The organism is Bacterioplanes sanyensis (assembly GCF_014652515.1).
Classification (GTDB): Bacteria; Pseudomonadota; Gammaproteobacteria; order Pseudomonadales; family Oceanobacteraceae; genus Bacterioplanes; species Bacterioplanes sanyensis.
Genome location: NZ_BMYY01000002.1, coordinates 558,246 through 573,432, shown reverse-complemented (window position 1 = coordinate 573,432; position 15,187 = coordinate 558,246). Strand labels below are relative to the sequence as shown.

The window sequence follows — 15,187 nt, the reverse complement described above, 5'->3', positions numbered from 1 at the left end:
AGCGTGGCCCTGCCTCAGGGTACTAGTGAGGGCGGCGCAATGACACCAGTAACTCAGCCTCCCCCCGCGCCATGCCGCAATTTTCGACTAGCTCAGCCGCCGATGCTCCCATACCTGCTAAACGCGACGCGTGATGATAGACCTTATCGTCAGTTTTGGGAGCCAAAGCAGACTTCTGCACCTTTTGTAAACGGCCTTCTAGCTCTTTGACCCGCCGGCCTACACCAATGGCGCTGCGACTGATAGCCTGATGATTTCCTTCGATCGCCGCGATACGACCATCCAACGCCCTGTAGTCGCGCTGTTGCTGTCGATGGACAGCCCAGAGCACCAATGCAACCAAGACCAGAAGCCCAATATTTCCTGCTAGTAACCAATGCAACAGCGACCAAGACGCCATGTGAAACCTCCTACAGACCCTGCAGTTCGTTCCACTCCTCATCCGACATCATTTTTTCCAACTCAACCAGAATCAGCAGTTCATCATTTTTATGACAAACCCCCTGGATAAACTTGGCACTTTCATCATTGCCGACATTCGGAGTGGTCTCTATTTCCGACTGGCGTAGGTAAACTACCTCTGCCACTGCGTCCACGAGCATCCCCACCACCTGATTTTCCGCTTCGATGATCACGATACGGGTTTGATCAGTGGTCTCAGCCGAAGGTAAGCCAAAGCGCAACCGAGTATCGATCACGGTCACAACATTACCACGCAGGTTGATAATCCCCAGCACATACGGCGGTGCTCCTGGAACCGGAGCAATTTCCGTATAGCGCAGGACCTCTTGCACCTGCATAACGTTAATGCCGTAGGTCTCGTTCTCGAGACGGAAGGTCACCCACTGCAGGACCGGATCTTCTCCGGTCTTATTTCCGGCTATCGCAGACATATTACATCCTCGCTATGAAAGGCCATTGCTTGACCGCCTAGCGGCCTTACAACCTTTCATTACTATAGAAGAGAGCACAAAGTGTACCAGTTGAATTACGCCTTTTGTGCGGTGAACAAAAGCAGCCCCTAGCCCTTACTATGCTTGGTGTCGCTGCTCCTCCAGCATAGATAACAACCCAGGTACATCGAGCAAAGCGCACATCTCAGAAATGACGGTACCGGCAAGCCACTGACGTTTTCCTTTCTCGCCACGCCATTTAATTGACGATTTTTGCAGAGTAATCGTGTCACATATTTCCTGGCAAGCCAGCGCCCACGGCGTACGATCAAGCTGAATGGCATAATCAAAACCATCTCGAGCCAGTTTCACGCCCCGCTCTGGCATAATCAGATCAGCGCTATCGACGATACTCAGGCGATGATCGTCCGATTGCCATACTCCCAGTACCCAACTCACTTGACCAAATAACGGCGTAATATCTGTCGCCATACGATGCACGCCACCGAGCAGAGGCAGAGGTATGGCCAACTTGAGCCCAGAGACTTTAAAGATCAAACACTCAACCCCCTGGCTGTTTTGCCAATCGAGGTCAGTAACGCCACCACCACTCTCGCCCAGAGCTATCTCCGGCTCATCCAGTTCAGCGGTATCTACTACAGGCTCTGTTAAAGGCGCTTTTGCAGGCTGAGGTACCAGCGAGGTCAGCGCCTGTGCGTTAGCAGACTCGACACTGGGTAATGACTCTGCCGGCTCGGCGACCGGCTTAACTTCCGTCGCGGTAATGAGCAACTGATCAAGGTAATCTTGTAGGACGCCATCAACTTGGTTGGCCGTGCGCGTCTTACGGATGGACTCAGCCATACCTACCTCCCGCCGTCACACTGTGGCATGTTGATGGCAAATGATGCTGGCAAAAAGTCAGCAAAGCCTGCCGCAGACGAGAACAAGAGAGTCTTGCTAGCAGAGCTAGGAAATTCAACGCCATCGTAAAATTGGCAGCGAGCGGCTGTTGTGTGGCAGGTCGGCAAAGCTGTAGCCGCTTACCAGGCACAATACTGTCTTTGTCCAAGATTGGATCCACCAAGGGAGCCGTCGCGGCTTCCAGCCGGCTGTCCCAGTCTGTTACCCCTAGCAAGCTATCAAAATAATCGTTTAAAGGATGGGTCATGAGGAACTGTCCTCCTGACTCTCTAAATCTCTCAACAAGTGACGATAAGCCCTGACACCACGGCTATCAGGATCCATTTGATGAGGAAAAATACCTTCATGGCTAGCATCGCGTAAACGCGTGTCTACCGGGATCGATTCCTCCCATAAAGACTCACGATACTCGCGCCGCATTTCCCGTAAGGTGGTAACCGAGGCTAATGTCCGTCGATCAAACAAGGTTGGCACAATGGTGTAAGGCAGGCTGCGATTCTGCGAGCGCATCACCATTTTTAAGGTGTGAATCATACGCTCTAAACCTTTCAAAGCCAGGTGTTCTGTTTGTGTCGGAATCACTAGGCGCTGGCAGGCGGCAAGCGCATTGACCAACAGCACGCCCAAGATCGGCGGGGTATCCAATAGCACGTGGTCATACTCGTCCCACAACTGCGCCAAGCTACGCGCCAGCACCAGCCCCATACCATCCTGACCGCTAACCTGGCGCTCGAGTGTCGCCAACGACGTGGTAGCAGGCAGCACATCAATATGTTGATGGGAGGTGGGTTTCAAAACCGATTGAATAAAGGCTTTATCTTTATAGCGCTGCTCAAAAAACAAATGGTAGAGGCTGCGCTCAAGGCTATCTGGGTCTTGCTTGAAGTAGCTGGTCAAGGAGCCATGTGGGTCTAAATCGACCAACAGAACACGCTCCCCTTTTTCGGCCAGCAAACCGCCCAATGTGACCACGCTGGTGGTTTTTCCGACACCACCTTTTTGATTAGCTATTGACCAGATACGCACCTGAAAGTCCTCGACCACACAAATCGCTTGCTATTATCACGCTGAAGCAAGAATCATGTCAGTTTATTGTTGCTGCCGCGGCCTCGACCAAGGTACTGATTGATCATCCTGAGTCATGAAAATCACCACACGCCGATTTTGCCGCCGAGCTTCTTCAGTGTTGTACGGCTCTGCTGGATGATAGTGAGATAATCCCATGGCGGCCATTCGCTGTGGTGCTACCCCATACAGAGTCAAGTTTTGCACGACAGCAGCGGCTCTCAATGCCGAAATTTCCCAATTAGTTATCTCACCCCGAACGGGGGTGTCGTCAGCATGGCCTTGAACATTGATCGGATAGGGCCAAGCACGCAGCTCCTCAGCGATGCTTTGCAACAACGGCAGTGCGGCGTCTTTTACCCGAGTCTCTCCCGGTGCAAACAGCAAATCCGCGTTGAGCGATACCGTCAGCCAATCTTGTTCGCCTTCTACCACTATATCGTCCGTATCGCGAATAAGTTGAGTCACTTGGCGAATATCTGCCACCAGCGGCAATAACCCGCTGCCTTTTGTGAGCGGTGAGTCTGTTACCGGTGGCAAAGAACTCGATTGTGCAGAGAATAAATACTCGATTTGCTGACGAATGGCGTCGCCCTCTTCGTTGTCTATCAACTCTATGGCATACATCATAATGAAGAATGCGCACAGCAGCGTCATATAGTCGGCATACGACACCAGCCAGCGATGTTGCTGCCCTTGTTTAACTGAGCGGCTCACAAGGTAATCCCCTGTAAGCGATAGCGCAGAACAGCTGGGTTGACTCCACTGCGAATGGACAAAACACCCGCCAGCAACGCCAGTTGGTAACGGCGACGCCATGACAACATTTGCCGTAAACGATTCGCCAGCGGAATCACAATGATATTCGCACTGGCAACCCCATAAAAAGTCGCCACAAAAGCAGTCGCAATGCCAGTGGCCAAGGCATCAGGCTGTTGTATATTTGACAGTACCTGCATTAAACCCAGTACCGCGCCGACAATGCCTAACGTCGGTAAATACCCCGCTAATTGATCTAGATGATCCACCAGTTCATTGTCACGTTCGTATTGACTGTGTACATCCTGCTGTAGAGTTTTATCAATTATGCTGTCATCAAAGCCATCAGCCAGCATCGTTAGTGCTCGCTTTAACAATGGCTCTGACTCCCCCGCTGCCAACTGTTCTAATGCCAGCAAACCGTCTTTACGCTGAGCATTGGCGCATACAGTCAGCTTACTAATCAGGTGCTCGAGTGAGTAGTTGGGCGGCACCACCAGCCAAGAAAGCAGGTGCGCCAAAGGCGCTAAATGAGCATTGGGAACTTGCGCTAACGTAGCGAGGGTCGAACCACCGAAGACAATAACGGCTGCTGGAGCATCAAATAAAAGACTGAAATGGCCGCCCTCTAAAGCAAAACCCCATAAAACTGCCGCCACAGCCAGCGCGGTGGAAACCAGCGCCCAGCGATCCATTAGCCTATCTCTGCAGCCAGCTTGGGAGCGATATCAGCCAAAGACAACACATCATCGGAAAGGCCCTCTTTGATGACGGCCATCGGCATACCAAAGATAACACAACTGGCTTCGTCTTGAGCCCAAATGCTTGCACCGCACTGCTTCAGTAGCCTTGCCCCCTCACGACCATCCGCTCCCATGCCCGTCAACACTATGGCTAAGGTACGCTTTCCATAATGCTTTGCTGCCGATGCAAAAGCGATATCAACACTAGGCCGATAGTTAACCCGTTCATCACTTTCACGAATGTGAATGGATCCGCCTTGGCGTTTATCCACCATCAGTTGCATCCCCCCTGGGGCAACATAGACATGACCAGATTGAATACGCTCACCATCTTCGGCCTCTTTGACAGTCAACGGGCTGAGGCGATTGAGGCGCTCAGCAAAGGCTTTGGTAAAAGAGCCTGGCATGTGCTGAATAATCACGATGGGCGTTTTGAAACCGGCAGGAATAACCTTGAATAAGGCTTGCAACGCGGCAGGCCCGCCAGTAGATGTGCCAATCATCACTAAGTCTTTGGTCCCCGCAACGGAGCGGCGCACGGGAACTGGACGCGGAGCCGGAGGTTCCGGCGGCTTGCGCTGGCGACTACCAGCCACAGCGGCAATTTTATCTGTCAGCGTTTGCCGTACTTGCGCAGTGTTTTTGGCGATAGCGTCAAAGTTTTTGGGTAAAAAATCGAGCGCACCTGCTTCCAAAGCATCGAGTGTCACCCGTGCCCCTTCAAAGGTCAGTGATGAAAACATGAGTACAGGCACAGGGCGCGACTTCATAATATTACGTACCGCAGTAATGCCATCCATCACTGGCATTTCGTAATCCATGGTGATGACATCAGGCTTCAACTGGTCATTTTTCTCAATGGCCTGACGGCCATTGTCAGCGATGCCAACGACCTCCATGCGCGGATCAGAATTAATAATCTCAGACACCCGGCGCCGAAAAAAACCAGAGTCGTCCACCACCAGGACTTTAATTGTCATTCGCCTGCTTACTCCTCAACTGGCCCCTACGCCGCGCTCATAGCTCGGCTGGCATAGCGGCCCAACATGCTAGGGATATCAAGAATTAGAGCGATGCGCCCATCGCCGGTGATGGTTGCACCCGCCATACCCGCTGTACCATGGAGCATTCTTCCTAGCGGTTTGATAACCACTTCTTCCTGGCCGATTAGCTGATCAACAACAAAGCCGACTCGCTGTGTCCCCACTGACACCACCACGACATGCGCTGACTCATCAGCTTTCGAGAACTCCTCACCCTTGATTAACCAACGCTTCAAGTGGAACAGTGGAATAGGTTTTTCTCGCACTACCACAACTTCCTGTCCATCAACAATATTGGTTTGGGTTAAATCAAGATGGAAAATCTCATTCACACTGACCAGTGGAAAAGCAAACGCTTGTTCTTTTAACATGACCATTAGTGTTGGCATAATCGCCAGTGTTAATGGCACTTTAATACGAATAGCAGTGCCGCGCCCCAACTCAGAGTCAATATTAATGGTGCCATTTAACTGGGTAATTTTGGTTTTTACCACATCCATACCCACACCACGGCCAGACACATCTGATATTTGCTCCTTGGTAGAAAAACCTGGAGCAAATATCAGGTTGTAGCACTCCGTCGGCGTTAAGCGATCTGCTGCATCCTGATCCATAACACCTTTTTCAACGGCTTTGCGGCGCAATACATCCGCATCCATACCACCACCGTCATCTTGAATAACCAGCAGGATGTGGTCCCCTTCTTGTTCCGCTGACAACACCACAGTACCTACACGAGATTTGCCTTTCTTTTCTCGCTCATCCGGCATTTCAACACCGTGATCAACAGCGTTACGCACGAGGTGGACCAGTGGATCCGCCAATGCTTCTACCAAATTCTTGTCTAGATCAGTATCTTCACCACGCAGCTCCAAATTAATTTCTTTTTTCAACTGCCGAGCCAAGTCGCGAACCACTCTGGGGAAGCGGCCGAAAACTTTTTTAATCGGTTGCATCCGTGTTTTCATTACCGACGTTTGTAGGTCGCCTGTCACCACATCTAGGTTCGCCACGGCCCTAGACATGGATTCATCGGCACTTTCGAGCCCCAAGCGCATCAAGCGATTACGCACCAACACCAGCTCACCGACCATATTCATAATGTCGTCCAAGCGCTTGGTATCTACCCTGACAGTCGCCTCAGCGACTGGATGTGCTTCTTTGTCAGCCCGCTTAGAGTCCGGCTTACTTTCCGGTTTAGGAGCAGGTTTCGCTTGCGCAGCAGGCTGGGGTTTATTCTCGGGTTTGGGACTAGGCGGTGGAGGTGGCGGCGCCACTGGCTGCTCTTGCGCTGCTTCACCGCCAGCGGGTGAGCCAGCGTGCTGGCCTTTGCCATGGAGCCGGTCCAATAGCTCTTCAAACTCAGAGTCGGTAATTAAATCATCACCCTCAGCCGCTTTAGTTTCAGGTTGTGCGGGAGTGTCATCGGGCGCTGCTGGGGCACTGTCTGAGGCTACGGGAGCTCCACTGTGCTTACCCTTACCGTGGATTTGGTCTAGCAGTGCCTCAAACTCATCTTCTGATATCTCATCATCTGTACTGTCTGCGCCAGAATCGACATCAATAAAGTCATCAGCAGCAGACGGTTCGGTCTCGGGTGGGGCCGTTGCGGCAGCTGGATCGTCCTCCAAAGCATCGAGCAATTGCTCAAACTCATCGTCGGTAATATCACCCGAGGAGTCACCCTCTGGGGAAGCAGCTGGCTGCTCGGGGGGCGGCTCTGGTGCTTCTGCCTGTGCAGGCGGCTCGGCTGGTGCAGCAGGCTCAGCCTCAGCCGGACGCGCAAGGTCGTGCAGTCGTTCAATGATTGCAGGATCTGCATCTTGGGGCATTTGCCCGCTACGCACCGACTCAAACATATCATTGACAGCATCTAGCGCCTGCAAGACCACGTCCATCAGGTTAGAGTCAACCCCGCGCTGACCATTACGTAACGTGTCAAAAACGTTTTCCGCCGCGTGACAGCAGTCGACTAAGGGATTCAGCTGTAAGAACCCAGCACCACCTTTTACTGTATGGAAACCACGGAAAATGCTGTTGAGCAGATCATGGTCATCCGGGCGCTGTTCAAGATCTACCAGCTCCTCGGATAAACTCTCAAGAATTTCTCCCGCTTCGACTAAAAAGTCTTGGAGAATTTCTTCATCAGCATCGAAACTCATCCGTTGGCTCCTCTAAAAACCAAGACTGGAAAGCAAATCGTCAACATCGTCTTGGCTACTCACGACGTTATTATCCGCAGTGTTTACCTGCGGCCCCTCGGCAGCAATGTTGCCATGGTTATCTGTAGCTGGTTGTGCCTCGACTTCTTCAGGATGCGAGATGCCTGTCAGAGAATCCAGCGTTCCTGCCATAGCAACAAGACTAACCAAGCGGCTTTCGATATCTTTCACCAGTTCAGCCACTTTATGGATAATCTGCCCAGTTAAATCTTGGTAATCTTGGGCCAGCATAATCTCTGATAAATTACCTTGAACCTGCTGCCCTACATCCTGTGACTGTTGTAAAAACGTTTGAATATCTCGCGATAGCTGACGAAACTCATCGGGCTTCAACTCACGCTTCAAAAACTTATCCCACCGCTGGGATAGCGCCCCCGCCTGTTGCTGAATGTCAGCAATTTTAGGCACGCTAGCATCAACCAGATCCATGGTTTTATTGGCCGACTTGTCGGTCATTTCTACCACATAGGTTAATTTATCGGTCGTATTGGCAATTTCTGAACCCGCACCGATGGATTCAATACTTAGATTTTTGATGGACTCGTGCACTGCACGAGTCAGTTTGCCCACTTCCTGATAAAGGGTACGGTCTCGAAGTTCATTGAGCTTATTAACCACAGCAACGGCATCGCTCAGACGGCCGTTCTCGGCTTCTGCGATCATTTGCTCCGCCAGCTGGCGAATCTCAGCCGTCACAGATTCATCTAACGATGAAGCTGCCTTGTCTTGTTCAGATTGGTTGTCGGCCATGAGCCCGCCTTAATCCTTTCAGCCTTCGACACGCTCAAAGATTTTGTCGATTTTCTCTTTGAGCACCGCCGCAGTGAATGGCTTCACTACGTAGCCATTCACACCTGCCTGAGCCGCCGCCACGATTTGATCCCGTTTGGCTTCGGCCGTCACCATAAGTACCGGCAAGTGCTTGAGCTTGTCATCGGCACGCACTCGCTTGAGTAACTCAAGGCCTGTCATGCCGGGCATATTCCAGTCAGTCACGAGGAAGTCGAAATCACCAGACTGCAGCATCGGCAATGCAGTATTGCCATCATCTGCTTCAGCGGTGTTGGTGAAGCCCAAATCCCGCAGCAGATTTTTCACGATGCGCCTCATTGTTGAAAAATCATCGACAATGAGAATTTTCATGTTTTTATCCAAAACGACCTCCACTAAGTCGACTTTGCATATTCCAAGTCGTTCCTAAGGGTTATTGTAGACCCTGTCAGCGCTTTATCCATATGACACTAATGTACACGCTGACAGGCCTTCACTATTAATCGCTCAGCCAGTCACTCAAACGCGTGCGAAGGCGGCTGGCGGCCTGACTGTGCAGTTGGCTGACCCGAGATTCACTGACACCTAGTACCGCGCCAATCTCTTTTAGGTTCAGCTCCTCGTCATAATACAACGCCAGCACCAGCTGCTCACGCTCTGGTAACTGACGAATCGCTTGGGCCAAATGTTGCTGAAAGTGATCGCGCTCTAGACCATCGATGATGTTGGTCGCTGCTCCGTCGAAAGAAACGGGCTCGCCTCCCTCCGTCACCTCTTCGTAACTGAACAGACGGCAGCTAGCGCTGTCTTGCAAGATGGCGTGATACTCCTGCTGAGAAATACCTAGGTATTCAGCGATTTCAGCATCTTCGGCATCACGCCCCTTGCTACTTTCAACGGCTTTTATCGCTTCTGAGATACGACGAGAGTTGCGATGCACAGAGCGCGGTGCCCAATCACCACGCCGAATTTCATCCAACATGGCGCCACGAATACGAATGCCGGCATAGGTTTCAAAGCTGGCGCCTTTGCTGCCATCGTACTTACGCGCCGCTTCTAACAGGCCAATCATGCCAGCCTGCAGCAAGTCATCCAGTTGGACACTATCGGGCAGACGCCCAAGTAAGTGATGGGCGATGCGCTTGACCAAGCCGGCGTGCTCACGGACCAAACGATCCGCATCATGCTTCTGAATGTCTGAATACACCAGGCAACTTCCCGCTGACACGGATCAGGCTCCTGCTTCCTGCACCAGCCGATCAACAAAAAATTCCAGATGCCCTCGCGGCGACGACGGCAGCGGCCAGGCATCCACTTTTTTCGCAAGCGCTCGAAACGCGGTTGCAGCTTTAGAGCGAGGATACGCATCCAACACCGCTTTTTGACGCTGTACCGCACGACGCACTGCGTCGTCCTGAGGGACAGCGCCGACGTACTGCATGGCAACGTCTAAGAAGCGATCGGTCACTTTGGTAAGTTTATTAAACAATGCGTTTCCTTCCTGCGGCGACTTCACCATGTTGGCGACCACTCGAAAGCGGAACAAACCATAATCACGGTTGAGTAGTTTAATCTGAGCGTAGGCATCGGTAATTGACGTAGGTTCATCCGTCACCACCAAGATGACTTCCTGAGCTGCCCGCACGAAACTCATGACGCTATCGGATATACCGGCAGCGGTATCGACCACCAGTACATCGATGTCGTCCCCTAGGTCGCTGAACGCTTGAATTAGGCCAGCGTGTTCCATGCTATTGAGCTGCGAGAGACGTTGCGTACCGGAGGACGCTGGCACAATACGAATACCCCCAGGCCCAGTTAGCATGATATCCGCCAAATCGCACTCGCCTTGAAGAACGTCCTCGATGGTGCGATTGGAACTCAGCCCCAGCAAAATATCGATGTTTGCCAGCCCTAAGTCAGCGTCTAGCAGCACGACCCTGCGCCCTAACTCAGCCAGCCCAATAGACAGGTTGACCGATACATTACTTTTACCCACGCCACCTTTGCCACCGGTGACAGCGATCACCTGTACGGGATGCTTCGCCATAACAGCTGTTGCTCCTTAAATTAAGTCCGACTGGATTAGCGCAGCGCCGCGTAAGCGGCTTCTGGTACGGGCCAGCGCGTCCGTGCCATTCTTGCCATCTGCTCAGCCAGCCTAACCAGCTTGCTGGCCTCCGGCATGTGCAAATCGTCCGGAATATGGGGCCCGTCAGTGACCAACGTCAGTGGTAGCCTCGCCAGAGCGGCAATGCTCATGGCTGGCCCCAGACAAAAACACTCATCCAGCTTGGTGAAAATGCAGCCATGTAACGCTGCACTTTTAAAATGTTCGTAGTTTTCCTGCAGGCAGCGCCCCTGACTGGTGAGGGGCAGTACCAGCAGTTTTTTGACTGCATTTCCACAGTCTTTGAGCATAGACAATTGCTCGGTGAAGTGCGGGTCTTGGCTGGCAAGACCGGCACTGTCGATGAGCACCAGCTTGGCCTTCGCCACCTTTTTTAATAGCTCGGGCAAGGTGCCATCCTGCGGGGCTCTTAACCAGCGCACACCGAGGATTTTGGCAAAGGTCTTAAGCTGGTCATGCGCTGCAATTCGGTAGTTGTCGAGGGTAATCAAGGCCACGGATTCAGCTCCGTGACGAATGACAAACTGTGCCGCCATTTTACCAATGGTGGTGGTTTTGCCCGCCCCAGTTGGCCCCAGTAGAGCATAGCGTCCGCCTTGTTCTAACCAAGGCAAGTTAGCTACTGGCAAGTCTTGCTCCATCAACTGCAGTGCCTGACGCCAGCTGTCGTCTAAGTTATCCGCGGGCTGCAGTCGGCTCACCAAACGGTCCGACCAGGCAGGTTCTAGCCCGACGTCCTGACAACGCTGCCACAGCTGAGATTGCTGCCAAGTCATGGGCCGTTCTTGATCCCACGGGCTTCCCTGATGGCTCACTAACCAGTTTTTAAGTTCTTTCAACTCGCCACTCATGCGCCGCAACTCACCGGAATCAGGCGCACTGGGCTGTGCAAACTGCTCTCTAACCTTTTGTTCACGCGCTTTTTGCTGCGGTGGAACTTGAGCTTCGGCTCGCTCTGATGCTTCCGGCTGCAACTGGCGGCGGGTTTGCTCCAGCTCGCGCTGCAGCGTCAGCTGGCGTTCTACTTCGGCTTGAGCTTCGGCGTCGCCAGACTGGTAATCCGTAGCCGCCACGACCTCAAACCCTTGGTCAACCTTTTTGCTCGACAAAATAACGGCATCGCTACCCAGTTCTTGGGTAACCTGCCGCAATGCTTGTTGCATGTTCGCTGCGGTGATGCGTTTTACTTTCATGAGCTCAGGCCTTTGTCAGTTAGCCGTTCTGGCTGCCAATGGTGGCAACAATCGTGATGCTTTTGTTGTCCGGAATTTCCTGATACGACAGCACATGTAGCTGCTCCAGACTGTTGCGGACAAACGCTGCCATGCTTGAACGCAGTTGCGTGGTCACCAGTAACACGGCAGGGCGACCCGCCATTTCCTGGTTTTGCACCGCTTCTGCCAATGAGCGCTGCAAGGTGTCCGCCATATTAGGCTCCAGTACCAAACCTGTCGGCGAGGTCGGCTGATTGCCCTGCTGTATGGTTTTAAGCAACAATTGTTCCAGAGATGGGTCAAGCGTCATTACCGGCAGCTCATCCTCGTTACCAAAGATGTTCTGCACAATCATGCGCGCCAGAGACAGGCGAGCAATCGAAGTTAAAGTGGCGAGATCTTGACTCTGCCCAGGGTTATTCGCCAAAGACTCGGCGATGGAGCGCAAATCGCGAATCGGTACTTGCTCACGCAGCAGGTTCTGTAACACGGTGAGAAGCTGGCTGATGCTGACCGTATTGGGCACTAACTCTTCGGCCAGCTTGGGCGAGGTTTTGGCCAGCATATCCACCAGTGTTTGCACATCTTCATGGCCCAACAGCTCGTGGGCATGGCGCTGCAGTTTTTGGTTGATGTGGGTTGCCACCACAGTGCTGGCATCGACCACGGTGTAGCCCAGGGTTTGTGCCTTGTCTTTTTGGCTGGCATCGATCCAGTAGGCTTCTAGCCCAAAGGCTGGATCACGACCGGCGATGCCGTCGATTTTGCCAAACACCTGGCCTGGGTTAATTGCAAGTTCGCGTTCGGGATGAATTTCAGCTTCCGCCAACGTGACGCCCATCAGGGTGATGCGGTACTGGTTTGGCAACAGATCGAGATTATCGCGAATATGCACCGACGGCATCAGGAAGCCTAACTCTTGCGAGAGCTTGCGCCGTACGCCTTTAATGCGGCTTAGCAGTTGCCCACCTTGGTTTTTATCCACCAGCGGAATCAGCCGATAACCCACCTCTAGGCCAATGCGGTCAACTGGCTCAACGTCATCCCAGCCCAGCTCCTTGACTTCCATTTGCTGCAGTGCGGCCTGGGCTTTTTCTTGCGGGGCAGCGAGTGCGGTGGAAGCATTGGTTTCGCCCTGAGATTCTTGAGCGGCTTTTTGCCCGCCTAGGCGCTGTGCAATTTTATCGCCTAGCACTCCGCCTTGTTTGCGCCAACGAATCCAATAAGCTACCGCTCCGGCAATGGCCGCTGCCGACAAAAAGACGGTATGCGGCATACCAGGCACAATGCCCATCAAGAACAGCAAGCCAGCCGACACACCCAGCGCCTGGGACGAGGCGAACATTTGACCAAAAACTTGCTGGCTCATGTCTTCGTCATTGCCATTGCGCGTTACCATGATGGCCGTCGCCGTGGACAACAGTAACGATGGAATTTGCGCCACCAGACCATCACCAATCGCTAACAAGGTATACGCTTCAACCGCATCCCCTAGCGTGAGGTTGTGCTGGCCCATGCCAATGGCAAAGCCACCCACAATGTTAATGATAAGAATCAAAATACCGGCCACGGCATCGCCCTTAACGAACTTACTGGCACCGTCCATGGCACCGTAAAAATCCGCTTCGGCAGCAATTTCAGCCCGCCGAGTTTTGGCCGCATCAGCATCGATTAAACCGGCATTCAAATCGGCATCAATCGCCATCTGTTTGCCCGGCATGGCATCCAGAGTGAAGCGAGCGGTTACTTCGGATACGCGGCCTGCGCCCTTGGTGACCACCACGAAGTTGATGATGACGAGAATCATGAAAACCACCAAACCGACGGCATAGTTGCCGCCGATCAGCACTTCACCAAAGGCCTCAATCACCTTGCCGGCGGCATCGCCACCCTCGTGACCATTCAGCAGTACAACTCGGGTACTGGCCACGTTGAGCGCCAAACGCAATAAGGTCGCTACCAGCAAAATGGTGGGGAAAATGGCGAAGTCCAAGGGCCGGCGGGCATAGACGCTGACCAGCAGCACCACAACCGACAACGCAATATTGAAAGTAAAAAAGGTATCTAACAGAAAGGGCGGCAGCGGCAGGGTCATCATGCCCAGCAGCACCAACAGCATCAGCGGAATCGCTAGGCTGGTGTTGCTAAGCGAAGCGAAGGTCGATTTAACCTGACTTAGAACCTGTCCGGGGGCCGCTGCCATATCTGTACCGTCAAAAATTTAACTAATACAGCCACCCTGCAAAAACCTTTCCCATTTTCAGGGCAGTGTCTAACGGCCAGCGTCGGGGTCAACTCGTAAGTCACGTGGAATCGGCATATCCGGTTTGCGCTCGGGCTTAGGACCACGGCCCTTGGCATACATATCCATCTGATAGACATAAGCCAACACTTGCGCGACCGCGACGTATAAGCCCTCCGGAATTTCTTCACCAATTTTGGCGTGAGCAAACAATGCCCGAGCCAGCGGCGGTGCCTGCATGCGCGGAATATTGTGCTCCCGAGCAATTTCCTGAATCTTTTGCGCCACCTGATCACTGCCCTTGGCCAGCATCACAGGCGCGGTCATGGCATCGGCAGAGTACTGCAGAGCCACGGCATAGTGAGTGGGGTTGGTGATAACGACATCGGCATCCGGCACACTGCCCATCATCTGACGCTGCGCCGCCTCGCGTTGCAGCTGCCGAACCTTGGCTTTCACCTCAGGTTTGCCCTCGGTTTCTTTGTACTCATCCTTAATTTCTTGCATCGACATGCGCAACTTTTTGGTGTGGCTGTAGATTTGCCAGGGGACATCGGCAATGGCGATCACCAGCGTTGATAAGCACAGCGCCAGTACGCTCCACAAGATGATATCCACCGCCCCCTGAATGGCCGGCTCCAACGCCTTGCGTTTTAGATTCATGGCTTCTTCGAAAAAGAATGCCATTACCAACCAAGCCACCAGCCCCACCACAATGACCTTGGCCCAAGCTTTGATTAGCTCCACCAGCGAATTCATCGAAAACATGCGTTTGAGCCCCTTTAACGGGTCCAAACGCTCTAGCTTGGGGGCGATGGCCTTGGTCGAGAACAGCCAACCGCCAATGCCGAGAGGGCCAGCAATGGCCGCAACAAGCACCAGCACCAACCAAGGTGCAATGGCGTAGATAGAGTCTTCCAGCGACGCACCTAAGTGACGGCTCATGACGCTGGTGTCGAATACAGCGGAGCGCTCGATATCAAAACCATAGCGAGCAATACCCGCCATGTAGTCCGCCATCCAAGGGCCGAAGGCAATCAAGCCGGCTGCACCGATCACCAGTACGGCGGTTGTCGCCAGTTCTTTGGAGCGCGGAACTTGCCCTTCCTCTCGGGCTTTTTCTAGCCTGCGACTGGTGGGTTCCTCGCTTTTTTCCTGGCTGCTGTCTTCTTCGGCCATC

At 53.0% G+C, this 15,187-nt stretch carries 15 protein-coding genes; all 15 read right to left on the bottom strand.

What is annotated here, in order from left to right:
• Positions 1 to 22: 22 nt before the first annotated feature.
• Positions 23 to 400, bottom strand: coding sequence for a DUF2802 domain-containing protein (locus tag IE090_RS05700; protein ID WP_189387377.1), 378 nt, complete (start codon positions 398 to 400; stop codon positions 23 to 25).
• Between the two features lie 10 nt (positions 401 to 410).
• On the bottom strand, positions 411 to 893 hold the full coding sequence (locus IE090_RS05695) for a chemotaxis protein CheW (protein WP_189387376.1): 483 nt from the start codon (positions 891 to 893) through the stop codon (positions 411 to 413).
• Positions 894 to 1,031: 138 nt separating this feature from the next.
• Positions 1,032 to 1,757: a chemotaxis protein CheW gene (locus tag IE090_RS05690; protein WP_189387375.1), complete on the bottom strand. Its 726-nt coding sequence runs from the start codon at positions 1,755 to 1,757 to the stop codon at positions 1,032 to 1,034.
• A gap of 303 nt (positions 1,758 to 2,060) precedes the next feature.
• Positions 2,061 to 2,843, bottom strand: a complete 783-nt coding sequence (locus tag IE090_RS05685; RefSeq protein WP_189387427.1) for a ParA family protein — start codon at positions 2,841 to 2,843, stop codon at positions 2,061 to 2,063.
• A gap of 63 nt (positions 2,844 to 2,906) precedes the next feature.
• Positions 2,907 to 3,599 carry an OmpA family protein gene (locus IE090_RS05680; RefSeq protein WP_189387374.1) on the bottom strand — a complete coding sequence of 231 codons (693 nt, stop codon included), beginning with the start codon at positions 3,597 to 3,599 and terminating at the stop codon, positions 2,907 to 2,909.
• Positions 3,596 to 4,336, bottom strand: a complete 741-nt coding sequence (locus IE090_RS05675) for a motility protein A (RefSeq protein ID WP_189387373.1) — start codon at positions 4,334 to 4,336, stop codon at positions 3,596 to 3,598. Before IE090_RS05675 ends, IE090_RS05680 begins: the two co-directional genes overlap by 4 nt.
• Positions 4,336 to 5,364 (bottom strand): protein-glutamate methylesterase/protein-glutamine glutaminase, encoded by a 1,029-nt coding sequence (locus IE090_RS05670; protein WP_189387372.1) that lies wholly within the window; start codon positions 5,362 to 5,364, stop codon positions 4,336 to 4,338. Before IE090_RS05670 ends, IE090_RS05675 begins: the two co-directional genes overlap by 1 nt.
• A gap of 26 nt (positions 5,365 to 5,390) precedes the next feature.
• A complete protein-coding gene (locus IE090_RS05665) occupies positions 5,391 to 7,589 on the bottom strand; it encodes a chemotaxis protein CheA (protein WP_189387371.1) in 2,199 nt (732 codons plus the stop codon).
• Positions 7,590 to 7,601: 12 nt separating this feature from the next.
• A complete protein-coding gene (locus tag IE090_RS05660; RefSeq protein ID WP_189387370.1) occupies positions 7,602 to 8,399 on the bottom strand; it encodes a protein phosphatase CheZ in 798 nt (265 codons plus the stop codon).
• An 18-nt stretch (positions 8,400 to 8,417) separates the two neighbouring features.
• Positions 8,418 to 8,792, bottom strand: coding sequence for a chemotaxis response regulator CheY (cheY, locus tag IE090_RS05655; protein WP_444542203.1), 375 nt, complete (start codon positions 8,790 to 8,792; stop codon positions 8,418 to 8,420).
• A gap of 127 nt (positions 8,793 to 8,919) precedes the next feature.
• Positions 8,920 to 9,648: an RNA polymerase sigma factor FliA gene (locus IE090_RS05650; RefSeq protein WP_189387368.1), complete on the bottom strand. Its 729-nt coding sequence runs from the start codon at positions 9,646 to 9,648 to the stop codon at positions 8,920 to 8,922.
• A 3-nt stretch (positions 9,649 to 9,651) separates the two neighbouring features.
• Positions 9,652 to 10,470 (bottom strand): MinD/ParA family protein, encoded by an 819-nt coding sequence (locus tag IE090_RS05645; RefSeq protein WP_189387367.1) that lies wholly within the window; start codon positions 10,468 to 10,470, stop codon positions 9,652 to 9,654.
• Positions 10,471 to 10,505: 35 nt separating this feature from the next.
• Positions 10,506 to 11,744: a flagellar biosynthesis GTPase FlhF gene (gene flhF, locus IE090_RS05640; RefSeq protein WP_189387366.1), complete on the bottom strand. Its 1,239-nt coding sequence runs from the start codon at positions 11,742 to 11,744 to the stop codon at positions 10,506 to 10,508.
• A 19-nt stretch (positions 11,745 to 11,763) separates the two neighbouring features.
• Positions 11,764 to 13,968, bottom strand: a complete 2,205-nt coding sequence (gene flhA, locus IE090_RS05635; RefSeq protein WP_189387365.1) for a flagellar biosynthesis protein FlhA — start codon at positions 13,966 to 13,968, stop codon at positions 11,764 to 11,766.
• A gap of 69 nt (positions 13,969 to 14,037) precedes the next feature.
• Entirely contained in the window at positions 14,038 to 15,186 is a 1,149-nt protein-coding gene (flhB, locus tag IE090_RS05630; protein WP_189387364.1) for a flagellar biosynthesis protein FlhB, read from the bottom strand.
• Position 15,187 lies beyond the last annotated feature (1 nt).